Raw genomic sequence first — 23,029 nt, forward strand, 5'->3', positions numbered from 1 at the left:
CCGGCGCGGGCCCCCCTCGCGGTCTCCCAGAGGGTCAGCTCACGCCGACAGCGCTCCAGGCCGTGGCGACCGCGTCGTACTGGACGCTGCCCGCGGTGAAGAGGTCGCGAGCCGCATCCAGACTGGCCGTCCGCGCACCGTGGTAGTCGGTGCCGGACGTCATGTAGACCGTCAGGGCGCGGTACCAGATCCGCGCCGCGTCGTCGCGGCCGATGCCGCTGACGGTCGAGCCGTTGCAGGTGGGGCTGTTGTAGGACACCCCGTTGAGGTTCTTCGCGCCCGAGCCCTCGGCGAGCAGGTAGAAGAAGTGGTTGCCGATGCCGGAGGAGTAGTGGACGTCGACGTCGCCGGCGGAGGACGACCAGCACCCCAGCGAGCTGCCGTCGGACGCCGGGTCGTCCATCCGGCGCAGACCGAGGTGGCTCTTGAGGTCGAACTCCTCGCCGATCAGGTAGTCGCCCGGGTCGCTGGCGTTGCCGGCGAAGAACTCCACCATCGTCCCGAAGATGTCGGACGTCGCCTCGTTGAGGCCGCCGGACTCCCCGTCGTAGGTGAGGTTGGCCGAGTGCTCGGTGACGCCGTGCGACATCTCGTGACCCGCGACGTCGAGCGAGACGAGCGGGCCGTAGCTGGTGCCGTCACCGTCGCCGTACGTCATCTTGGTGCCGTCCCAGAAGGCGTTCACGTAGCTCTTGCCGTAGTGCACCCGGTTGTAGGAGCCGGTGCCGTCGCCGAAGATCCCGTGGCGCCCGTAGGTCTGCTGGTAGAAGTCCCACGTCATGTTCGTGCCGTACTGCGCGTCGACCGCTGCGGACTCGCGACTGCTCGTCGCGCCGGTGCCGAAGGACGTGTCCGGGCTGGTGAAGAGGGTGCCGGTCTGGCAGCCGCTGCCCAGGATCTGGCAGATCAGCGAGTCCTCCTTGTTCTTGACGTCGGTCGTGTACGTGTTGCCGCGCGTCGCGTCCTTGAGCTGGTACGTCGAGCCCGACCGCGTGAGCCGCAGCGGCACGGTGCCGGAGTAGAGCGACTGGCCCGAGCCGTCGACCGTCTCGATCTGCTGCTCGCGCCACAGGACCCTGCCGGTGCGGGCGTCGACGTACGTCGCGAGCCGGCTCGGCGTGCCGTCGGCCTGGGTGCCCCCGGTGACGACCTCCCACGCGAGGCGGCCGGTGCCCGAGGTCGCGTCGACGACGAGTCGCGAGGACTCGGCCTCGGCTCCCGTGACGGCCTCGGCCCGGGCGAGCCCGACGACCGGGCGGGTGATCACGCTCAGCGGCGCCTTCAGGGTCTGGCTGACCCCGCGCCGCGCTCCGGCCGGCCCGCGGTGGACCACGCGGTCGCCGCCGATCACCGGCAGGCCGTCGTACGTGCTGACCATCCGGGTGTGGGTGGTGCCGTCGGCATCGGTGATGACGCCGACGACGTCGTACGCCGTGCCCTCGGTCTCCAAGGTGGGTGCGGCGTCGGCCGGTGCACCGACAGCCACGAGGGCGAGTGCCGCGGCGGCGGCCAGTCCCGAGATCGTGCGCATGAGAGGTCCTTCTCGTGGTCGAGGAGGGCTACGAGACCCGCAGCCTTGCCGCTCTCAACGACGGGCGGAACCAGGAGGCACGCGCAGGTTCGTGCATTGCACGAACCTGAGCCAGGCTCAGTCCAGGTCCAGGAAGTGCTCGAGGCCGACGGTGAGTCCGGGGTGGTCGGCGATCGCACGCAGGCCGGTGATCACGCCGGGCACGAACGACGCCCGGTCGAGCGAGTCGTGGCGGATGGTCAGGGTCTCCCCCGGGCCGCCGAAGAGCACCTCCTGGTGCGCCACCAGGCCACGCAGCCGCAGCCCGTGCACGCGGACCCCGTCGACGTCGGCGCCGCGGGCTCCGTCGAGGCCGGTGCTCGTCGCGTCCGGGACCGGGCCGAGGCCGGCCCCGCGACGCGCGGCGGCGATCAGCTCCGCCGTACGACGGGCCGTGCCGGAGGGAGCGTCCGCCTTGTCGGGGTGGTGCAGCTCGACGACCTCGACCGACTCGTAGAACGGGGCTGCCGCCGCGGCGAAGCGCATCATCAGGATCGCGCCGATCGAGAAGTTGGGAGCGATCAGCACCCCGGCAGCGGGAGCGTCGTCGAGCCACCCCCGCAGGGTGTCGAGCCGCGCGTCGTCGAAGCCGGTCGTGCCGACGACGGCGTGGATGCCCCGAGCGATGCAGAACCGGAGGTTGTCCATCACCACGTCGGGATGGGTGAAGTCGACGACCGCCTCGACCTGGGCCGTCACCAGGTCGGCGATGTCGTCGCCCGCGTCGACCGCGGCCACGAGGTCCAGCCCGTCGGCCGCCTCGACGCCCCGGCACACCTCGGCGCCGACCCTGCCCCGCGCGCCGAGCACGCCCACCTTGATCGACCGGTCGCTCACGCGGCCAAACCTACCGGCACATCGCCATCGGCTCGGCGGTGCCTGACTCCGCGCCGAGCGTCTGGCAGTCTGTTCGCATGGCGTTGCAGACGATCCCACCACGCATCCGGTGGGCGGTCGACCTGATGGACGTCCAGCCAGGGGACCACGTCCTGGAGATCGGCTGCGGGCCGGGCTTCGGGGCGGAGGCGATCTGCGAACGGCTGGAGACCGGGAAGGTCTTCGCGATCGACCGTTCGGAGTCCGGGGTGGACCGCACGAAGCGGCGCGGTCAGCGCTTCGTCGACAGCGGCCGGCTCACGGTCCGCCAGATCGACCTCGCGACGCTGCGGGTGCCGGTGAAGCGGCTGCACAAGGTCTTCGCCTTCAACGTCAACCTCTTCTGGATCCGGTCCTGCGCCGACGAGGTCGCGCTGCTCCACGAGCGGGTGCTCCCCGGCGGCGCGGTCTACCTCTTCTTCGACGCCAACCGTCCCGAGCTGGTGCCCAACATCGTGCGCAAGGCGTCGGCCTCCCTCCAGGAGGGCGGCTTCCGGGTGTCGGTCGTGGACCAGAAGGCCCCGCCGGTCGTCGGCATCATCGGCCGCAGATAAGGCAATAGCCTTGATTGGCCTTGCATAAGGTTATTTCCTGAACTAGCCTCGATCCATGCCTGAGCCTGTCGTGGTCCTCACCGTGGACCAGCGCGGGAGCCGGACCGGACCGGACCTGATCCCCGCGATGCTCGCCGGGCTCGCCGACCTGCCGGTGCGGCTGGCCTTCGAGCGCACGGTCGGCGACGAGCTCCAAGGCGTGCTCGACGACGGCGCCGCCCTCGCCGACGCGCTGCAGCGCCTGCTGCGCGCCGACGCGTGGAACATCGGCGTCGGGATCGGACCGGTCGAGGAGCCCCTCCCCGACCACACCCGCGCCGGGCGAGGAGCGGCGTACCTCCACGCCCGCTCCGCGGTGACCGCGGCCAAGAACAGTCCGTGGCACACCCGGGTCTGCGGCGACGACCCCGCCGCCCGGGCGCTCGAGACCACGATCTGGCTCTGGGCGGCCGTGCTCGCGCGCCGCAGCACCCGCGGCTGGGAGGTCGCCGACCTCGCCGCCGAGGGCCTGTCGTACGCCGAGGTCGGGGAGCGGCTCGGCATCAGCCAGTCGGCGGTGAGCCAGCGCGCCCAGGCCGCCGGCATCGTCGAGAGTCGCCGGGCCCACGAGCTGGTCACCACGCTCACCACGCACCTGCTCGGGAAGGACCTGCCATGAACGAGGACCACCATGTCGGCTGAGAACTGGGGTGCGCTGACGCTCGTGCTGCTGGGCTTCGGCGTGCTGTCCGGCGTCGCCGCCTGGCCGACGTCCGGGCGGCGGACCTGGGCTCCGGTGACGCTGCTCCTCCTGGCCGCGGCCGCGGTCGTCGCGGCCGCCCCCGACCAGGTCGAGATCGACGGCCGGTGGGTGACCACCGTGCTGGTCGGCCTGGGCGGCGCCCTGGCGATCGCCGGCGGCGGACCGCTGACCGCGCTCGTCTTCGACCTCGTCGACCGGCGCGAGCCCACCACCCAGCCGCCCGCCCAGCCGCCCGCCCAGCCGCCCACCCAGCCGCCCGCCCCGCCCACGACCCACCCGCCCGCCCCGTCGCTCGAGCAGGCCGGCCGCGTGCTGCGCGGCGGCGCCTGGATCGGGGCGCTCGAGCGGGTCGCCATCTTCGCGACGCTGGTCGCCGGGTGGCCCGAGGGGCTCGCGGTCGTGCTGGCCCTCAAGGGGCTGGGCCGCTACCCCGAGCTCCGGGCGGCGGAGGTCGGCGTACGCACCGGAGCCGCCGAGCGCTTCATCATCGGCACCTTCACCAGCGTCCTGTGGGCCTGCGCGTGCGCCGGCGTCGTGGCGCTTCTGCTGCGCTGACCATCCAGGCGTGGAATCCTGACCGACGTGGAGACGCTCGCGGTCCGGCTCGCCAACGCCGTCGCCCGGCGTGCCGATGCCGGCTGGTCCGGCGCCGCGACGGCCGAGGCCGCGCTGGCGGCGCTCAGCCCCGCCACCCCCGACGTCGACCTCGAGGCGGCCCTGGGCACGCTCGCCCACCAGTTCGGGCTCTCCCCCACCGACGCGGCCATCCTCGAGGTCGTCACGCTGGCCGACCAGAGCGTCAGCGGACACCTCCTGCTGGGGCTGCTCTCGGGTGACGCGGGACCGGCGCGGCCCAGCGTCGCGGTCGCCCTCGAGGTCGCCGGCCTCCCGGCCGACGCCGCCTCCGCGCACGCCCACCTGAGCCCGCGCTCACCGCTCGTCCACTACGGCCTGCTCGACACCTCGGGCACCGACGTGCTGCTCAGCCGCCGGGTGGTGCTGGCCGACCGGGTGGCCGCCTTCGTGGCCGGCGACGACCTCCCGCCGCAGCGGGTGCTGACGCTCCTGCTCGACGCCGTGCCGGTCGAGGTCGAGGGCACCGACCTGGTGGCGGCCGCGCTCGGTGCCGGGCAGCGCCTGGTGTGGGTGCACGCCCCCGGCGGTGGCGCCGGCGCGGCGATGGCGACCGCGGCGTGCCGGCGGCTCGGCGTGGCCCACCTGGTCGCCGACCTGGCCCGCCTGGACCCGGCCGCGCCGGTCGAGCAGGCGACGCTGGAGATCCTGCTCGAGGGCGGCCTGGCCGGCAGCGTCGTCGTGCTGGTCGGGGCCGAGCGCGCCCGGGTGGACGTCTACACCCGCTCCGCGGTCCCGGTGGTCGCGGTCAGCGCCGAGCCGTGGGACCCGCAGTGGCCCGCCGACCTCCCGCTCACGGTGCCGGCGCCCCGGCTCTCGGTGGCCGAGCGCCAGGCGCTCTGGACGCCGCTGCTGGGCGACGCCGCGGCCGGCAAGGAGGTCAGCGGGATGCCGCTGACCCCCGAGCAGATCGCGATCGTCAGCCGGCACGCCACGACGACCGCCACGCTGCACGGCGAGGACACCGTCACCGCCGAGCGCGTACGGCGATCCGCACGGGAGCTGAGCCGCGGGCGGAGCGTGCGCGCCAACGCAGGCTCCTCGGTGACGCTCGACGACCTCGTGCTGCCGCCGGCGGCGCTCGGCGAGGTCCAGCGGCTGCTCGACTGGGCGCGCTACCGCGACGAGGTCACCGCGATGGGGCCGCTGCACGGCAAGGGCGGCAAGGGGATCGGCATCTGCGCGCTCTTCTCCGGCCCGCCCGGCACCGGCAAGACGCTCGCCGCCCACGTGGTCGCCGACTCGCTCGGCATGGACCTCTACCAGGTCGACCTCTCCTCGATCGTGGACAAGTACATCGGCGAGACCGAGAAGAACCTCGAGCGCGTCTTCGTCGAGGCCGAGGCCACCAACGCCGTGCTGTTCTTCGACGAGGCCGACGCGCTCTTCGGCTCGCGCTCGGAGGTCAAGGACGCCAAGGACCGCTACGCCAACCAGGAGATCGCCTACCTGCTGCAGCGGATGGAGCAGTTCGACGGCATCACGGTGCTCGCGAGCAACCTGCGGGGCAACATCGACCCCGCGTTCGCCCGCCGGCTGCACTTCATGGTGGCCTTCCCCGAGCCCGACGAGCCCACCCGGCGCCGGCTCTGGACCCACCACCTCGACGCGCTCGCCACCGACCCGGACGACCCGGTCGACGTCGAGCGCCTGGCCGCGGCGGTCGAGCTCGCCGGTGGCGACATCCGCAACATGGTCCTCACGGCGGTCTACGCCTCGGTCGCCGAGGGGGTCCCGCTCGGGATGCGCCACGTCACCGACTCCGTGCACCGCGAGCACCTCAAGCTCGGCCGGCGCCCTCCCAGCGGCCTCCCGGCCCGGTCTTGACCAGACCAGAAATGCGGGCCGTCCCGGGCCGTTCGTGAGACTCGGAGCGCGCGTGGGTAGCACAATCGCTGCGTGACCGGCCCTACCCACGCCACCCAGGAGGCGGAGCAGTCCGTCCCGCAGGTGGAGGCGGCCGCACCCGCCCTGGCTGCGGGCGCACCCGTGCCCCTGATGGTCGGCCACGCGGAGGACCGCGCCGAGCGCGACGCGGACGTGATGGCGGACACCGCTCTCGGCCGACTGCGCCGCCTCGAGGGCGACACGCACTCGCACGGTCCCGGCTGCGACCACGCGCAGATCCGGCGCAGCGCCGCGCCCCCGAGCGGTGCTCCGGTGGTCGGCTACGAGGGCGGCGCCCTCGACTCCGGCACCAGCTCGGCGATCGAGTCCAGCCGCGGTAGCGGGCGGCCGCTGGATGCCGACGTACGCCGGCGCATGGAGACCGCGTTCTCGCGCGACTTCTCCGCCGTGCGCATCCACGACGGCGCCCGGGCCGCCCAGCTCAACACCGCCGTCTCGGCCACGGCGTTCACCACCGGCAAGGACATCTTCTTCGGGAGCCGGCAGTACGCACCGGGCACCGCGGGCGGTGACCGCGTCCTCGCCCACGAGCTCGCGCACACCCTGCAGCCCGAGAGCGGCGCCCGCCGGATCGCGACCGGCCCCGGGGTCTCACCGCGGGCGCACGACGCGATCGTGCGCGGGGTCGCGGCCTCGCAGACCGTGCGGCGCGGGTTCATGGACTACTTCCGCAAGAAGCCGGCCGCGGCGCCCGCCGCGGCACCCGCGCCGGCCGCCGGCGGTCCGGGCCCCGCCCAGGTCAACAACTTCATGCCGCCACCCGTGGCCGCCGCGTCGGCACCCGCGGCCTTCAAGGGCAAGGGTGGCTCGATGCCGTCCACGAAGGTCGAGGGCGTCAAGGGCGGTGTCGTCGGCGGCGTCGTCGGCGGCGCCCAGGCGGCCGGCACCTTCGGTGCGGCGGCGGCGCCGATGCTGGGCGGTCTCACCGGTGGGGCAGCGGGCCTGCTGACCACCGGCGACGCCCTCATGGGTCTCAACAACGCCTATGACATGACGGCCGAGAGCGCCGACTACCACGACGAGGGCATGTGGAACCTCGCCGGACGCAAGGGTCAGAACCAGGGCATGCAGGCGCTCACCGGTGCCGCGAGCATGGCCAAGGGCGGCGTCGAGATGGGCTACCTCGCCAGTGCCGGCAGCAGCAACGTCGCGAAGTCCATGGCCCTGGGTGCGGGCAACGCGACGCTGGGCGTCGCCGCCGGTGGGCTCGGCGTGGCCGTCGGCTCCCTCCAGACCGCGCAGGGTCTGTGGCGCAGCGGCAAGGCAGTCCAGAAGCTGTGCCGGCTGACCTGGGGCCGCTCGAAGGAGATGGCCAGCGAGCGCGGCACGAGCTCCTGGAAGCCGGCCATCGTGAGCGCGGAGAAGTTCAAGCTCGGCGTCGGTGTGCTCAAGACCGCCCTGGGCGTGCTGGGCATCGCCGCGGGGGCCCTCCTCATCGTCAGCAACCCGATCGGCTGGGGCATCGGCATCGCCGCCGCGCTCGCCGGTGGCGTGTACGCCGTCGGCAAGATCGCGGCGAAGATCTCGGACGCCAAGACCCGGACCCGGATCGCGGAGCAGATCCAGGCCGGCGGGGACGCCGACCAGGTCGTCGGCGAGGGCGGCACGAAGACCGCGTCCGAGTCGAAGAGGAACATCGCCCAGAAGACCGCCGCCACCAACAGGCGCTCCGACAAGAAGCGGGTCGGTGACAAGACCGAGGGCGAGCACCATGCCCGCAACGCCGCCATCGAGCAGGCCAACGAGGTCGCGCGGCTCGCGTCGAGCACGGCCCTGATCGCCTCGGAGATGCGGGACCGGATGCTCTGGGCCGACGACGCCGGTCAGCAGGGCGTCTGGACCGCCCTGCAGTCGGAGTCCGAGAAGCCGACCGGCGCCGCGTCGCTGCTGCCGAGCGTCGAGACCAAGGAGCTGTACGACGCGTACATGCTGCTGAGCTCGATCAACGTCACCCGCGAGGAGGCCGTGTCGCCGACCGGCCAGGAGCTGATCGAGAAGAAGCTGTCGAAGATGGAGTCGATGTAGCCGGTGGATCCCGCAGCAGACCCGGCGTACGAGCTCCTCGGCCTGCTGGGTGAGGAGCTCGCCTCCGGCGACGTCGACAACCGTCTGGTGGCCGCGGTCGGCGACGCGCCGGCCCAGCTGGTCATCCCGCTCGTCGCCGAGTCCGGCGAGGTCGCGATGATCAACCTCTGCTTCCTGCCCGAGCACGACCTGCCTCCGGTGCTGCAGTACATCGTGGCGCTGGAGTACGACGTCGCGCCGCACGCGCTGGACACGACCGCGCGCTTCCTGCACCTGGTGAACTCGAGCCTCCCGCTGACCGGGTTCGAGCTCGGCGAGTCGGTCTCGGCCGTCGTCTTCCGCTACCTCCAGCCGGTGTCGATCCAGCCGCTGGTCACCGAGGTCGTCGTCTGGCCGCTGTCGATGATCTTCCACGCGGTCACCCGCTTCAGCCCGCTGATCGCTCAGGCGTGCGCGGGCGCGTCCCTGGAGGACCTGGTCTCGGGCTACGGGCTGGCCATGGCGGAGCTCTACCGCTGACGACCGGCGCCGGCAGGATCAGGCGCCGGGTGGGGGCCTAGGCCGGGCCGACGATCGCGAGGATCTCGGGCCGACCGAAGACCTCGCGGGCGACGTCGCGCACCTGCTCGACGGTCACGCCGTCGATGCGGCGCATCACCTCGTCGATGCCGAGCAGCTCGTCGTGGACCAGCTCGGCCTTGCCGATGCGCGACATCCGGGAGGCGGAGTCCTCCAGGCCGAGCACCAGGCCGCCGCGCAGCTGCCCCTTGCCGCGGGCGAGCTCCTCGGCGGTGATCCCGTCGTGGGCCACCTTCGCCAGCTCCTCGCGGACCACGGCGAGCACGTCGTCGAGGCGATTGGGCAGGCACCCGACCGAGACCCCGACGAGGCCGGAGTCGGCGTGGTGGGAGGAGAAGGAGAAGACCGAGTACGCCAGCCCCCGGTGCTCGCGCACCTCCTGGAAGAGCCGGCTCGACGTGCCACCACCGAGGGCGGTGTTGAGGACGCCCAGCGCGAAGCGGCGGTCGTCGTCGCGGCGCAGGCCCTCCATGCCGAGCACCAGGTTGACCTGCTCGAAGGGGCGGGTCGCCTCGATCTGGCCCGGACGGATCCGCTTGCGGGCGCCGTGACGGGGGGCGACCGGAGCCTCCTCGACGTCGAGCCAGCCGTTGCGCCCGAACGCCGCCTTGACCTGACGGACGACGGCGTTGTGGTCGACGTTGCCGGCCGCGGCCACCACGATGTTGGCCGGTCGGTAGTGCCGGAGGTAGAAGCGGTGCACCTGGGCCCGGGTCAGGGCTGCGATCGAGGCCTCGGTGCCCGCGATGCCGCGGCCCAGCGGCGAGTCGCCCCAGGCCTGCTCGGCGAAGAGGTTGTGGACGACGTCGTCGGGGTCGTCGTCGTGCATCGCGATCTCGTCGAGGATCACGTCACGCTCGGCCTCGACGTCCTCGGGCGCCAGGGTCGAGCCGGTGATCATGTCGCCGAGCACGTCGACGGCCAGGGGCAGGTCCTCGTCGAGGACGCGGGCGTGGAAGCAGGTGTACTCCTTCGACGTGAAGGCGTTGAACTCCCCGCCGACGGCGTCGAGGGCCACCGAGATGTCCAGGGCCGAGCGCTCCGGCGTGCCCTTGAAGAGCAGGTGCTCGAGGAAGTGCGAGCACCCGTGCAGGGCGGGCGACTCGTCGCGTGATCCGACCCCGACCCACACCCCGATCGCGGCGGAGCGGACGCCCGCCTGCTGCTCGGTGATGATGCGCAGCCCGCTGCGCAGCGTCGTACGCCGGACCAGCGAGGTCACCTGTCCGGCCGCGTCGCGCTCGGTGACGAGCGTGCGCGTGGTCTGAGAAGGCGTCGACCCGCCCGAAGAAGCCTTCGGGCGGGTCGACGATGGAGCCTTGGTCACTCGGAGTCGTCCGCGCCTTCGCCGGCGTCGTTCGAACCCTCGTCGCCCTCGACGTACGGGATCAGCGAGAGCTTGCCCCGGTCGTCGATCTCGGCGATCTGGACCTGGATCTTCTGGCCCACGGAGACGACGTCCTCGACGGCGTCGACACGCTTGCCGCCGGCCAGGCCGCGCAGCTTGCTGATGTGCAGCAGCCCGTCCTTGCCCGGCATCAGCGAGATGAACGCGCCGAAGTTGGTCGTCTTGACGACCGTGCCCAGGTAGCGCTCGCCGATCTCGGGCATGGTCGGGTTCGCGATCTGGTTGATCGCGTCCTTCGCAGCCTGAGCGGCCTCACCGTTGGTGGCACCGATGTAGATCGTGCCGTCGTCCTCGATCGAGATCGAGGCACCGGTGTCGTCCTGGATCTGGTTGATGATCTTGCCCTTCGGCCCGATGACCTCGCCGATCTTGTCGACGGGCACCCGGATCGTGATGATCCGCGGGGCGTGGACCGACATCTCCTCGGGCTCGTCGATGGCCTCGGCCATCACGTCGAGGATCGTCATGCGGGCGTCCTTGGCCTGGTTCAGCGCCGCAGCGAGGACCTCGGCCGGGATGCCGTCGAGCTTGGTGTCGAGCTGGAGCGCGGTGACGAACTCCCGGGTGCCGGCGACCTTGAAGTCCATGTCGCCGAAGGCGTCCTCGGCACCGAGGATGTCGGTCAGCGCGACGTACTGCGTCTCGCCGTCGACCTCACCGGAGATGAGGCCCATCGCGATGCCCGCGACGGACGCCTTGAGCGGCACGCCGGCCTGCAGCAGCGCCAGGGTGGATGCGCAGACCGAGCCCATCGAGGTGGAGCCGTTGGAGCCCATGGCCTCGGAGAGCTGACGGATCGCGTAGGGGAACTCCTCGCGGTCGGGCAGCACCGGCAGCAGCGCCCGGCGGGCGAGCGCACCGTGGCCGACCTCGCGCCGCTTCGGCGAGCCCACGCGGCCGGTCTCACCGGTGGAGAACGGCGGGAAGATGTACTTGTGCATGTAGCGGCGGTGCTTCTCCGGGGAGAGCGTGTCGAGCTGCTGCTCCATCTTGAGCATGTCGAGGGTGGTGACGCCCAGGATCTGGGTCTCGCCACGCTCGAACAGCGCCGAGCCGTGCACCCGCGGGATCACGCCGACCTCGGCGTGCAGCGGCCGGATGTCGGCGAGGCCGCGGCCGTCCATGCGGATCTTGTCGCGCAGCACGCGCTCGCGCATGACCTGCTTGCTGACCGAGCGGAACGCCGCGCCGATCTCCTTCTCGCGACCCTCGAACTGGTCGGCGAGCTGCTCGAGCAGCGCGGCCTTGAGCTCGTCGGTCCGGGCCTCGCGCTCGAGCTTGTCGACGATGGTCATCGCGACGCTGAGGTCGGCCGCGGAGGCCGCCTCGACGGCGGCGTGGACGTCGTCCTCGTAGTCGAGGAAGACCGGGAAGTCCTGGACCGGCTTCGCGGCGACGTTGGCCAGCTCCTGCTGGGCCTCGCACAACTGCTTGATGAACGGCTTGGACGCGTCCAGGCCGCCGGCGACGACGGCCTCGGTGGGCGCCTGCACGCCACCCTCGACGAGGGTCCAGGTCTGCTCGGTGGCCTCGGCCTCGACCATCATGATCGCGACGTCACCGGTCTCGGTGACGCGACCCGCGACCACCATGTCGAACACGGCGTCCTCGAGCTGGCTGTGGGTCGGGAACGCGACCCACTGGCCCTCGATCAGGGCGACGCGCACGGCGCCGACCGGACCGGAGAAGGGCAGGCCGGAGATCTGGGTGGAGAGCGACGCCGCGTTGATCGCGAGGACGTCGTACGGCTGGTTGGGGTCGAGCGCCATCACGGTGATGACGACCTGGACCTCGTTGCGCAGGCCCTTCTTGAAGGTCGGGCGCAGCGGACGGTCGATCAGGCGGCAGGTGAGGATCGCGTCCTCGCCCGGCCGGCCCTCGGACCGGAAGAAGGAGCCGGGGATCTTGCCCGCGGCGTACATCCGCTCCTCGACGTCGATCGTCAGGGGGAAGAAGTCGAAGTGGTCCTTGGGGTGCTTGCCGGCCGTGGTGGCCGACAGCAGCATGGTGTCGTCGTCGAGGTAGGCGGTCACCGCACCGGCGGCCTGCCGGGCCAGGAGCCCGGTCTCGAACTTCACCGTGCGCTGGCCGTGCTTGCCGTTGTCGAGGACAGTCTCGACGGCGGAGATCACGGGCTCGTTGGACATGGATTCAGTCAAGGGTCGTTCCCTGTTTCTGTTCACGGAGCACCGCCGGCGGCCGGTCTTCGATCGAGGCCCGCCCTGTGCCACCGTCAACGGTGGTGCGCACGCCGTGCGCACAGGGAGGGCCACTACCGAGGACCGAGCCAGAACGAGGCGGTCGGCTCCTACGGGTGATACTCGGATTCAGTTGTTCGGTGGTGCCGTCCCGAGCCTATCGGCGTCGGGCCGAAATGCAGACGAAGCGGCTGCCCGATGGGGGCAGCCGCTCCGCCCCGCAGAACGTGAGGTCAGCGTCGCAGACCGAGGCGCTCGACGATCGAGCGGTAACGGGCGATCTCGGTCTTCTGCAGGTAGTTGAGCAGACGACGGCGACGGCCGACGAGCAGCAGCAGACCACGACGGCTGTGGTGGTCGTGCTTGTGGGTCTTGAGGTGCTCCGTGAGGTGGCTGATGCGGTGGCTCAGCAGAGCGATCTGGACCTCGGGCGAACCGGTGTCGCCCTCGGTCAGGGCGTACTCGGCGGCAATCTTCTTCTTGGTCTCCGCGTCGGTACCGATCGACATGGGGGCTCCTTCTCCGGCCCTCTCGGGCTCAGTCGTTGCGCGGCGCGCCCGGGCCTGTTCACCGGGGCACTGTGGTTCCGCGGCCGTTAGACGGCGTGTCGCCGATGGAGGCGACCCCAGAACCGTACCGCGACAGCCGGGACCCGACCCAATCGGGCGTGCGACCATCGACGCGTGCTCTCCCGACTCGGATCGCTCCTGCTGGTCGTCGTCCTGGCCGCGACGGGGTGCGTCGTCGTACCGGCCCAGGCCGCGATGCCCACCGAGCGGCGGGCGGTGCCCGCCTGGGCGGACGACCTGCCGGCCCGGACCACCCAGGTCGTGCGGACCGTGTCGAGCCGCACCTACTGCCGCAAGGTCTGGTGCACGGTGACCCAGGCCTGGCAGCGCGACGCCGACGGGCGCTGGAGCAAGGTCAAGGAGTTCCGCTCCTCGATCGGCGCGAACGGGTGGGGCAAGCGGCGCGAGGGCGACGGCCGCTCCCCCGGCGGGACGTTCCGGATCAAGGTCACCTTCACGACCTCGCGCAGCAACCCGGGCGCGATGCCGTGGCGCCGACGCCTGCCGACGTCGGTCGTCTCCGCGGCCGCGGGACGCGACTACAACACCTGGGTCGACGTCCGCGGCGTCACCTCGGGCGACCGGCCGTCCATGCGGTACGGCTGGGTCCTCGACTTCAACCGGGTCCGGCTGCGCCCCGGCGCCGGGCCACGCCCGGTGCCCGGGAAGGGAAGCGGGATCTTCTACCACACCTCGAAGCGTGGGAAGCGGTGGGCGCCGACCGCGGGCTGCACCCAGGTCGGCACCCCGCGTCAGATGCGCTGGCTGCTCACGTGGCTGCGCCCCGAGGCGCACCCACGCGTGGTCCAGAACCGCTGAGCCGGCTCAGACGGCCGGCGGCGGGTCGTTGCGCTCGGTGACGACGCGGCTGCCGTCGGAGTACTGCGTGACGGCGGTCGAGCGGCGACGTGAGGCGGTGGTGGCCGCCGTCAGCACCACGACCAGCACACCGGCCGCGGCGAGGATCCAGCCGACCATCGTGAGGTCGACGTTCGACAGGCTGTCGGTCACGGCGAGCGCCAGGATCAGCCCCACCGCCAGCAAGAAGATGCCGAGTCCGTATCCCATGGTTATCTCCCTCTCGAGTCGCCCCCGGTGGGGGGCGTCGAGGGGAGGGTGTCCGGACGCGATGCTGGTGAAACCCTGGATCAGACCACCGAGACCGGGTGGCGCACGACGGCGTCGAAGAAGTAGCCGTTGGGGTTGTACGCCGCGACGAGCGGCTGGGTGCGGCCGGCCCCGTCGCTCGCCCGGGCGAGCAGCTCGTGGTGGCCGACGTCCGGCCGGTCCCAGGTCCAGGTCCACTGCGTCCAGCCCTGCTGCCGGGCGCGACCGAGACGTGCCCGGTCCCAGGTCGCCCCACCGTCCGCACTGATCTCGACGCGCCTGATGGGTGCGGCACCGCTCCAGGACCGCCCGGTCAGCCGCAGCCTGCTCCCGCGGGGCAGCTGGGCCTCCCACGGCAGCTCGAAGGCGGAGCGCACGGGATTGGTGGTCAGGGGCTCGTCGCCGATCCGGTACCACGTGGTGTTCCAGGGAGAGGTGAGCTGGCTCGTCGAGACCTCCAGGGAGCCCAGCCACTTGATGCTTCCGATGCCGACCCAGCCGGGCAGCACCAGGCGCAGCGGGTAGCCGTGGTCGGGCAGCAGCGGCTCGCCGTTCATCTCCCAGGCCAGCAGCGCGTCGTCCAGGGCCTTGTCGATCGGGAAGGGCCGGCGCACCGGTCCGTGGTCCACGCCGCCGTTCACGTAGCTCGGGTCGAGGCCCGTCGCCTGCACCGACACGGCGTCGCGGTCGATGCCGAGGTGGTGCAGGAGGTCGCGCAGTCGTACGCCGTGCCAGCGCACCGCGCCCACCGCCCCGAGGGTCCAGGCCGTCCCGGCCGCCGGCGTGCCCTGCTGGGTCGAGAAGAGGCTGCGCCCGTTGCCGGTGCACTCATGGGTGGTGACCAGGGTGGTCCGCGGCAGCCGCCGCAGGTCGCGCAGCGAGACGGTGAGCGCGTCGGCCGCGGTGCGCGGCGTGCGGAGGCCGTCGCCGTAGACCCGGAGGGCGTACGTCGCCGGGTCGATCGTCGGCGTGACCGTGTGGTTGCGCACGAAGAGCCGCGCCTGCGGGGTGAGGTAGCGGTGCGGGTCGACCGAGCTCCAGCGCATCTCGGCGTTGGTGCCGAAGTCGACGAACCGGTCCGCCGGGAGCGGCTTGAGGATGGCGGGAGCGCCAGCAAGCGCCCGGCCGAGTGGCGCGAGCGCTTGCGTGGTGAGCGCTCCGCCGATCAGGGCGGCGGAGCGGAGCAGGGTGCGGCGGGTCGTCGCCCGAGGCAGAGCGTCCATGGCCGGCACACTAACATCATCTACTTACTCGAGATAAGCCCCGCGTACGCCGGCTCCGGCTCCTCGACGACCTGCGCCTGGGGGCGCCGCGGCTTCCAGGGCCACCACACCTTGTCGCCCAGCAGCACCAGGATCGCCGGCAGCATCACCAGCCGGACCAGGGTCGCGTCGAGCAGGATCGCGGCCGACAGCCCGACGCCCATCATCTTCATCTCGAGCATGCTCAGCGTCGCGAAGATCGCGAACACCGAGACCATGACGGCCGCCGCACTGGTGACGACGCCGGCGGTGTCGGCGATGCCGCGCTCCACCGCGAGCCGGGTCGGCAGGCCGTTGTTCATGTGCTCACGGATCCGGCTGAGCACGAAGACGTGGTAGTCCATCGACAGCCCGACCAGGACCACCAGCACGAAGAGCGGCAGCCAGTCGATCACGAAGCCCGGGCTGGTGAAGTCGAGGAGCCCGCTCCCCCAGCCGTGCTGGAAGACCAGCGTCATCACGCCGAACGCCGCACCGATCGAGGCCAGGTTGAGCACCGTCGAGATGATCGCGAGGGGGATGCTGCGGAAGGTCGCCGCCATGATCAGCATCGTCAGCAGCAGCACGAAGCCGATGACCAGCACCAGCCGGCCGTCCTGCTGCTCGGCGAAGTCCAGGCTCTCCGCGGCGCCGCCGCCGACGGCGTGCTCGCCCAGGCCGTCGAGCGTGGCCGGCACCAGGTCGTCGCGGAGCAGGTGCAGGGCGTCGTCGACCCGGGGGTCGGTCTCCTCGTACGGCATCCCGAGCACGATGAGTGACGTCGTGCCGTCCTTCGAGGTCTGGACCTCGCGGCCCGAGGCCACGAAGTCACCGGTGGCGACCGCCTTGTCGGTGAGCTCGTCGAGCGCCGCGGTGACCTCGGCGGTCGAGGCCCCGTCGGAGCGTACGACGACCCGCGCCGAGGCGCCCTCGTCGGCGGGGAAGCTCTTGCTGATGTCCTTGACCGTCTGCACCTGCGGGATCGATGCGGGCAGGGTGTCGAGCGTGGCGGAGTGGGTCCTCATGCCCAGCGCCGGGATGGCCAGCCCGAGGATGACGATGCCGGACAGGGCGAGGGCGGCGACGGGGTGGCGCACCACCGGCGACAGCAGGCGGCGGCTGATGCCACCGCGACCGATGCGGCGGTTGAGGCGCCACAGCAGCGGCACCCGGGGGCGGTCGACCCAGCGGCCGAGCTTGACCAGCAGGGCCGGCAGCACGGTGATCGAGCCGAGCACGGCCACGGCCACCACGAGGATGGAGCCGATCGCCAGCGAGTTGAAGGTCGCGTTGCCGACGACGAACAGGCCCGCCATCGAGGCGATCACCGCGCCGCCCGACACCAGGATCGAGTGGCCCGACGTACGCGCCGCGATCTCGACGGCATCGAGCGTGCTGTGGCCGTTGGCGAGCTCCTCACGCTGCCGCTTGAGGTAGAAGAGCGAGTAGTCGACGCCCACGGCCATGCCGATCAGCACGATCATGCTCGAGACCGTCGGGTCCGCCGGGACCAGGTGGGACAACGCCGCCAGCAGGCCGATCGTCGCCGCGACGCTGGAGCCCGCGAGGAGCACCGGGATGCCCGCCGCGATCAACGCACCGAAGGCCAGCGCCATCAGCAGCAGCGTCACCGGGACGCTGATGGTCTCCGCGGAGCCGAGGTCCTCCGCGACCCGGTCGTTGATGGCCGCGTCGACCGAGACGTCACCGGCCTCGCGCACCTGGAGGTCCGTGAAGTCCTCCTGCACGCCGTCCGTCACCGCCTGGACGGCGGTGGTGTCGGCGTCGTCGCTGCTGGACGCCAGCTCGACCGAGACGAGCAGCGCCGTCCGGTCCTCGTTCCACTGCGGTGCCGCGACGCTGCGAACGCCGTCGGCGCCCTTCGCCCCGGCGGCGACCGCGGCCGCGGCCTGCTCGGCGTGCTCGGTGCCGGCGTCGCCGAGGCTGCCGGAGCGAGCGGTGATCAGGATGTTCTCCGTGTCGGGCTGCTCGAGGTGCGCCCGGGCCACCATCGTGTCCGCCCGACCGGACTCGCCGATGCGGTAGTCGGCATCGGTGGCCTCGTGGGTGGGGATCGCGACGGCGAGTCCGACCGCGATCGCCACGAAGGCGATCCAGCCGAGGATCGCCCTCCAGGGGTGTTCGGCGCTCCATCGCGCCGCCTTCATCGGTACTGCTGTCAGTGGGTTGCCCATGGCCGTCTCTCCTGGGATTGGTAGGTACCTCAACCCTCGGGCCGCGGACGGCGGGGGTCAGGGGCGCAGGGACCCGGACCGTGGTGGTGCCTGCACCCCTGTGCGAGGTCGGGCAGGCCGGAGAGGATGGCGCAATGAGCACCACGACGACCGCCGCGCCGCTGCCGCCCCCGGGGCGGGTGCGGATGACGATGTACGCCCTCGCCCAGCTGGGGCTCGCCGTACCGGCGCTGGTGCTCTTCATCCTCGACGTCGTCGGCGGGGCTCTGGCGCTGATCGTCATCGGCGTCCCGCTGCTCCTCGCGACCATCCCGGCGACGCGCTGGGTGGCCAACTGCCACCGGGCGATGGCCGGCCGGGTCCTCGGCACCCCGATCCCGCAGCAGTACCGGCCGACCCGGCCGGGTGGACCGGTCGCCCGGCTCGCCGGATGGGCCGCCGACCCGATGACGTGGCGCGACGCGGCCTGGCTGGTGGCCGCGTGCACCGTCGGGTTCGCCCTCGCGCTCGTCGCGGTGCTGCTGCTGGTGCTCGTCGTGACGGGCGCGCTGTGGTGGTTCGGCATCGAGCCGATCATGCGGGCCCGCTCGGCGATGGACCGGTGGTTCCTCTCCTACGGGCACACCGAGAAGCTCGAGCAGCGGGTGCAGGTGCTGACCGAGACGCGCGCCGAGGCGGTCGACCACTCCGCGGCCGAGCTGCGGCGGCTCGAGCGCGACCTGCACGACGGCGCCCAGGCCCGGCTGGTCGCGCTGTCGATGAGCCTGGGCATGGCCGAGGCGGCCTTCGACAGCGAGGACCCCGAGCAGGCGCTCCGGCTGGTGCAGGACGCCCGGTCGACGACCACGGCCGCGATCGGCGACCTGCGCTCCGTCGTCCGCGGCATCCACCCGCCGGTGCTGGCCGACCGTGGCCTCGGCGGCGCCGTCACGGCACTGGCGATGGACATGGCGCTCCCGGTGACGGTCGAGTCGACGCTGCCCGGCCGGCCGCCGGCACCCGTCGAGTCGGCGCTCTACTTCGGCATCGCGGAGTGCCTGGCCAACATCGGCAAGCACTCCGGCGCCGGCAACGGCTGGATCCGGCTGAGCCACGAGGACGGCGTCCTGCGAGCCGTCGTCGGCGACGACGGTCGTGGCGGCGCCGATCCGGGCGGCGGAACCGGCATGCTGGGGGTCATGCGCCGGCTCGCGGCCTTCGACGGCACCCTGAGTGTCGCGAGCCCGGGCGGCGGTCCGACCATCGTCACCCTGGAGGTCCCGTGCGTCTTGTCCTCGCCGAGGACCACGCCCTCCTCCGGGCCGGCCTGATCCAGCTGCTCGAGAGCACCGGCTTCACGATCCTGCACGCGGTCGACAACGCGCCCGCGCTGTCGGCCGCCCTGCTCGACCCGGCCGCCGAGGCGGCCGTGCTCGACGTACGGCTCCCGCCGACGCAGACCGACGAGGGCCTGCGGGCCGCGATCGCCGTACGGGAGGCGCGGCCAGGCTTCCCGGTCATGGTGCTGTCGCAGTACGTCGAGCAGCTCTACGCCCGCGAGCTGCTCGCCAGCGGCGCGGGCGCGGTCGGCTACCTGCTGAAGGACCGGGTGGCGGACGTCGCCGAGTTCGTGGACGGCGTACGACGCGTCGCGGCGGGCGGCACGGTCCTCGACCCCGAGGTCGTGGCGACGGTGATGGCACGGCAGCGCGAGGAGCCGCTCGAGCGACTGACCCCGCGCGAGCGCGAGGTGCTCGGGCTGATGGCCGAGGGCCGGTCGAACGCCGCGATCGCCGGACACCTGCACGTCACGGACAAGGCCGTCGCCAAGCACATCAACAGCATCTTCACGAAGCTCGACCTGCCCATCGGCGAGGACGACCACCGTCGGGTCCGCGCCGTCCTCACCTACCTGCGGGTCTAGCCGGACCGACCCGACTCAGACCAGCAGCGCTCGTACGGCGTCCCTCGCGGCGACCGGGTCGGCCGCCGAGAGCGCCGCCTCGGCCGCGTCCTCGCACTCGTCCATCGACGCGGTGGCCAGCTGGGCACCCACCGGCCGCACGGCGGCCGCGGCCATCGACAGCGAGGTGATGCCCATCCCGACGAGCACGCAGGCGAGCAGCGGGTCGGCCGCGGCCTCGCCGCAGACACCGACGGGCTTGCCCGCCTGACGCCCCGCCTCGGCGGTGATCGCGATCAGCTGGAGCACCGCCGGCTGCCACGGGTCGGTGAGGTGCGCGAGGTCGGTGGCCATCCGGTCGGCGGCCATCGTGTACTGCGTCAGGTCGTTGGTCCCGATCGAGAGGAAGTCGACGACCTCGAGCATCCGGTGGGCGAGCAGCGCGGCGCTGGGCACCTCGACCATCACGCCGGCCTTCAGCCCCAGGGCGTGCACCTTGTCGGCGAACGCCGCCGCCTCGGCGACGGTCGCGACCATGGGCGCCATCACCCAGGTCTCCGTGCCGGTCTCCGCGGCGGCGGCGGCGATGCCGGCCAGTTGCCGGTCGAGCAGCCCCGGGTTGTCGAAGGACAGCCGCAGGCCACGGACCCCGAGGGCGGGGTTCTCCTCGCCCTCGTGCGTGGCGAAGGCGACCGGCTTGTCGGAGCCGGCGTCCAGGGTGCGCACGACGACGTACCTCTCGTCGCCGAAGGCGGTCAGCACCTGACCGTAGATCTCCGCCTGCTCCTCCACCGAGGGCTCCGCCTGGCGGTTCAAGAAGGACAGCTCGGTGCGGAAGAGCCCGACGCCCTGGACGGGTGCGGTGGAGGCGGAGCGGGCCGACTCGCCGTCGGCGACGTTGGCGAGGATCTTCACGGGTACGCCGTCGGCGGTGGCCCCGGGGCCGGTCCACGAGGCCAGCGCGGAGCGGGCGACCGCGTCGGCCGAGACCCGTGCGGCGGCGACGGTCGGGTCGGGGTCCGTCTCGATGGTCCCGGCGACGCCGTCGACCAGCAGGGACCTGCCGCCGTCGATGGTCATCGCCCCGGCGACGCCGACCACGCAGGGGATGCGGAGCTGGCGGGCGATGATCGCGGTGTGGCTGGTCGGCCCGCCGCGCTCGGTCACCAGCGCCAGCACCAGCCTCGGGTCGAGGCCGGCGGTGTCGGCCGGCGCGAGGTCCTCGGCCACCAGCACGCACGGCGCCTCCGGCAGGCCGACGCCGGGCTCCGGCTCGCCGACGAGGTGGGCGACGACCCGGCGCTCGATGTCGTGCAGGTCGGTCACCCGCTCGGCCATCAGGCCGCCCATGCCGGTGAAGACGGTGACGAACTGGTCCACCCCCGCGTGGACGGCGGCGAGCAGGTCGACCTCGGCCCGCAGGTGCTTGCGCACCGCGCCGCGCAGCCCCTTGTCGCGAGCCAGTCCTGCGCTCGCGGTCAGCACCTGCGCCGCGGCGCCCGACGCGTTGTCCGCCTTGCGCACGAACCCGTCGGCGACCGCCTGCACCGCCACGTCGTACGCCGCGAGCGCGGCGTCCGCGTCGGCGTAGGCCGTGCCGTCGAAGCGGTCGATCGCCGCCGAGGACACCTCGGCCCGCACGAGCGATGCGGGCCCGAAGGCGACCCCGGGGACGACGGGCGTGCCGCGGAAGGTGGGTGCGGGGCTGGTGACCATGGCCACAAGTCAACCAGCCCGCTCCCTTGACAGTCAACACATTCGGGCGTAAAACAACACATACACAGATTCACCAACACGAAGGCAGCCACCTGATGACGATGTACGCCGAGGAGCGCCAGCAGGCGATGGCCCAGCTCGTCACCGAGCGCGGCCGGGTGTCGGTGAACGCGATCGCCGACCAGTTCGACGTCACCACCGAGACGGTGCGGCGCGACCTGTCGGTCCTGGAGCGGATGGGCCTGCTGCGGCGGGTCCACGGTGGCGCGGTGCCGGCGTCCGCCCTGGCGGTCATCGAGGCCGGGCTGGGTGAGCGCGACCAGGCCAACACGGTCGCCAAGGACCGCATCGCCCGCGCCGCCCTCGACCTGCTGCCGCCGGCGGACGGGACCGTGCTGCTCGACGCCGGCTCCACCACCGGCCGCCTGGCCAGCCTGCTGCCCCGCGACCTGCGGCTCAGCGTCGTCACGCACGCGGTGCCGGTCGCGGCCCGGCTCGCCGGCAGCGCCCAGATCGAGCTGCACCTCCTCCCCGGCCGGGTCCGACCCACCACCCAGGCCGCCGTCGGCGCCGACACCGTCGCGGCGCTCGGTCAGCTCCGCGCCGACGTCGCCTTCCTCGGCACCAACGGCCTGACCGTCGAGCACGGCCTCTCCACCCCCGACCGCGAGGAGGCCGCGGCCAAGCGCGCCATGGTCGCCTCGGCGCGCCGCGTCGTGTGCCTCGTGGACTCCAGCAAGCTCGGCGTCGAGGCCCCGCTCAGGTTCGCCGCGCTCTGCGAGATCGACGTCGTCGTCACCGACGACGACATCACCGCCGACGACCGTCGCTCCCTGGTGCGCGCCGGCGTCGAGGTCGTGGTCGCGTGATCGTCACCCTGACCGCCAACCCGAGCCACGACCGCACGGTCTCGCTCGCCGGGCGTCTCGAGCGCGGCGCCGTGATCCGCTCCGAGTCCGTCATCTCCCAGGCCGGCGGCAAGGGCGTCAACATCTCCCGCGCCTCCGTCGCGGCCGGCATCCCGTCGATCGCCGTGCTGCCCGCCCCCGACGACGACCCCTTCGTCCACGAGCTGCTCGCCGCCGGCATCGACTGCCGCCCGGTCACGACCGTCGGCGACCTGCGGGTCAACATCACGATCAGCGAGCCCGACGGCACCACGACCAAGCTCAACAGCCCCGGCCCCACCGTCACGCCGGAGGTCCTGGCCGCCCTCACCGAGTCGCTCCAGCACCGCGCCGGCCAGGCCGACTGGGTCGTGCTGGCGGGCTCGCTGCCGCCCGGCGCACCCGTGAGCTGGTACGCCGAGCTGGTCGCCGCGCTGCAGGACCACGGCGCCCGGATCGCGGTCGACACCTCCGACGCGCCCCTGCGGGCGCTGGTCGACGGCCTCGAGCACGGTGCACCGCACCTGATGAAGCCGAACGGCGAGGAGCTCGCGTCCTTCACCGGCGGCGACCCCAACACCCTCGAGTCCGACCCCCTGGCCGCGGCACGGGCCGCCGGCACGCTCGTCGACCGCGGGGTCGAGGCGGTGCTCGCGACCCTCGGGCCGCACGGCGCCGTGCTCGTCACCGCGGAGGGCGCCTGGCACGCCACTCCCCCGGAGACCGTCGTCGTCAGCACGGTCGGCGCCGGCGACTCCAGCCTCTTCGGCTACCTCCTCGGGGACCTGCGTGCGCAGGGCCCCGACCAACGACTCGCGCTCGCCGTCGCCTACGGCAGCGCGGCCGCCGGACTCCCCGGCACGACCATCCCGCAACCCCACCAGGTCCGGCCCGAGCTCGTCTCGGTGCGCCGCCTCGACATCACCCCGGGAGGGTGAC

Annotated in this window: 20 protein-coding genes; 11 read left to right on the top strand and 9 right to left on the bottom strand. The window is 72.6% G+C overall.

Annotated features, from left to right (window positions below):
- Positions 1-34 precede the first annotated feature (34 nt).
- Positions 35-1,531, bottom strand: a complete 1,497-nt coding sequence (locus N542_RS0122130; protein WP_028645796.1) for a M4 family metallopeptidase — start codon at positions 1,529-1,531, stop codon at positions 35-37.
- A gap of 117 nt (positions 1,532-1,648) precedes the next feature.
- Positions 1,649-2,407, bottom strand: a complete 759-nt coding sequence (gene dapB / locus N542_RS0122135) for a 4-hydroxy-tetrahydrodipicolinate reductase (protein WP_036509410.1) — start codon at positions 2,405-2,407, stop codon at positions 1,649-1,651.
- A gap of 77 nt (positions 2,408-2,484) precedes the next feature.
- Here dapB and N542_RS0122140 point away from each other — a divergent pair, with 77 nt between their 5' ends.
- The 6 genes from N542_RS0122140 (at position 2,485) to N542_RS0122165 (ending at position 8,827) form a co-directional block, all read left to right on the top strand.
- Positions 2,485-3,000: a class I SAM-dependent methyltransferase gene (locus N542_RS0122140; protein ID WP_028645798.1), complete on the top strand. Its 516-nt coding sequence runs from the start codon at positions 2,485-2,487 to the stop codon at positions 2,998-3,000.
- A gap of 55 nt (positions 3,001-3,055) precedes the next feature.
- Positions 3,056-3,658 (top strand): sigma factor-like helix-turn-helix DNA-binding protein, encoded by a 603-nt coding sequence (locus N542_RS26100; RefSeq protein WP_036509415.1) that lies wholly within the window; start codon positions 3,056-3,058, stop codon positions 3,656-3,658.
- Positions 3,659-3,670: 12 nt separating this feature from the next.
- Positions 3,671-4,297, top strand: a complete 627-nt coding sequence (locus N542_RS0122150) for a hypothetical protein (RefSeq protein WP_028645799.1) — start codon at positions 3,671-3,673, stop codon at positions 4,295-4,297.
- A gap of 27 nt (positions 4,298-4,324) precedes the next feature.
- The gene (locus tag N542_RS26105) at positions 4,325-6,202 is read left to right on the top strand and encodes an ATP-binding protein (protein ID WP_051552253.1); all 1,878 of its coding nucleotides are present in this window, start codon (positions 4,325-4,327) and stop codon (positions 6,200-6,202) included.
- Positions 6,203-6,274: 72 nt separating this feature from the next.
- Complete coding sequence (locus N542_RS26950) at positions 6,275-8,308, top strand: eCIS core domain-containing protein (protein WP_155993313.1); 2,034 nt, start codon at positions 6,275-6,277, stop codon at positions 8,306-8,308.
- A 3-nt stretch (positions 8,309-8,311) separates the two neighbouring features.
- The gene (locus N542_RS0122165) at positions 8,312-8,827 is read left to right on the top strand and encodes a hypothetical protein (RefSeq protein WP_028645800.1); all 516 of its coding nucleotides are present in this window, start codon (positions 8,312-8,314) and stop codon (positions 8,825-8,827) included.
- A gap of 37 nt (positions 8,828-8,864) precedes the next feature.
- On the opposite strand, the gene N542_RS0122170 is transcribed toward N542_RS0122165, so the two are convergent.
- The 3 genes from N542_RS0122170 to rpsO form a co-directional block, all read right to left on the bottom strand.
- Positions 8,865-10,214 (bottom strand): M16 family metallopeptidase, encoded by a 1,350-nt coding sequence (locus N542_RS0122170; RefSeq protein WP_028645801.1) that lies wholly within the window; start codon positions 10,212-10,214, stop codon positions 8,865-8,867.
- Positions 10,211-12,442 (bottom strand): polyribonucleotide nucleotidyltransferase, encoded by a 2,232-nt coding sequence (locus N542_RS0122175; protein ID WP_028645802.1) that lies wholly within the window; start codon positions 12,440-12,442, stop codon positions 10,211-10,213. Before N542_RS0122175 ends, N542_RS0122170 begins: the two co-directional genes overlap by 4 nt.
- A gap of 284 nt (positions 12,443-12,726) precedes the next feature.
- Complete coding sequence (gene rpsO / locus N542_RS0122180) at positions 12,727-13,002, bottom strand: 30S ribosomal protein S15 (protein ID WP_028645803.1); 276 nt, start codon at positions 13,000-13,002, stop codon at positions 12,727-12,729.
- A gap of 174 nt (positions 13,003-13,176) precedes the next feature.
- On the opposite strand from rpsO, the gene N542_RS26115 reads away from it, so the two are divergent.
- Positions 13,177-13,881 carry a L,D-transpeptidase family protein gene (locus N542_RS26115; protein WP_231482835.1) on the top strand — a complete coding sequence of 235 codons (705 nt, stop codon included), beginning with the start codon at positions 13,177-13,179 and terminating at the stop codon, positions 13,879-13,881.
- A 6-nt stretch (positions 13,882-13,887) separates the two neighbouring features.
- Here N542_RS26115 and N542_RS0122190 read toward each other — a convergent pair whose 3' ends face one another.
- From N542_RS0122190 to N542_RS26120, 3 genes are all read right to left on the bottom strand, one after another.
- Positions 13,888-14,130: a DUF6458 family protein gene (locus tag N542_RS0122190; protein ID WP_028645804.1), complete on the bottom strand. Its 243-nt coding sequence runs from the start codon at positions 14,128-14,130 to the stop codon at positions 13,888-13,890.
- A gap of 80 nt (positions 14,131-14,210) precedes the next feature.
- Positions 14,211-15,392 (bottom strand): sulfite oxidase, encoded by a 1,182-nt coding sequence (locus N542_RS0122195; RefSeq protein WP_028645805.1) that lies wholly within the window; start codon positions 15,390-15,392, stop codon positions 14,211-14,213.
- Positions 15,393-15,412: 20 nt separating this feature from the next.
- The gene (locus N542_RS26120) at positions 15,413-17,605 is read right to left on the bottom strand and encodes an MMPL family transporter (protein ID WP_051552256.1); all 2,193 of its coding nucleotides are present in this window, start codon (positions 17,603-17,605) and stop codon (positions 15,413-15,415) included.
- A gap of 134 nt (positions 17,606-17,739) precedes the next feature.
- On the opposite strand from N542_RS26120, the gene N542_RS26125 reads away from it, so the two are divergent.
- Both N542_RS26125 and N542_RS0122210 read left to right on the top strand, forming a co-directional pair.
- Positions 17,740-18,915 (top strand): sensor histidine kinase, encoded by a 1,176-nt coding sequence (locus N542_RS26125; protein WP_051552258.1) that lies wholly within the window; start codon positions 17,740-17,742, stop codon positions 18,913-18,915.
- A complete protein-coding gene (locus tag N542_RS0122210; RefSeq protein WP_028645806.1) occupies positions 18,867-19,508 on the top strand; it encodes a LuxR C-terminal-related transcriptional regulator in 642 nt (213 codons plus the stop codon). Before N542_RS26125 ends, N542_RS0122210 begins: the two co-directional genes overlap by 49 nt.
- A gap of 15 nt (positions 19,509-19,523) precedes the next feature.
- Here N542_RS0122210 and ptsP read toward each other — a convergent pair whose 3' ends face one another.
- Complete coding sequence (ptsP, locus tag N542_RS0122215) at positions 19,524-21,203, bottom strand: phosphoenolpyruvate--protein phosphotransferase (RefSeq protein ID WP_028645807.1); 1,680 nt, start codon at positions 21,201-21,203, stop codon at positions 19,524-19,526.
- Between the two features lie 95 nt (positions 21,204-21,298).
- Between ptsP and N542_RS0122220 the strand changes: the two genes are divergently transcribed.
- On the top strand, positions 21,299-22,072 hold the full coding sequence (locus tag N542_RS0122220; protein ID WP_231482836.1) for a DeoR/GlpR family DNA-binding transcription regulator: 774 nt from the start codon (positions 21,299-21,301) through the stop codon (positions 22,070-22,072).
- Positions 22,069-23,028: a 1-phosphofructokinase family hexose kinase gene (locus N542_RS0122225; protein WP_028645809.1), complete on the top strand. Its 960-nt coding sequence runs from the start codon at positions 22,069-22,071 to the stop codon at positions 23,026-23,028. The genes N542_RS0122220 and N542_RS0122225 overlap by 4 nt, the downstream gene beginning before the upstream one ends.
- Position 23,029 lies beyond the last annotated feature (1 nt).

This window comes from Nocardioides sp. URHA0020, assembly GCF_000620705.1.
Lineage (GTDB): Bacteria > Actinomycetota > Actinomycetes > Propionibacteriales > Nocardioidaceae > Nocardioides.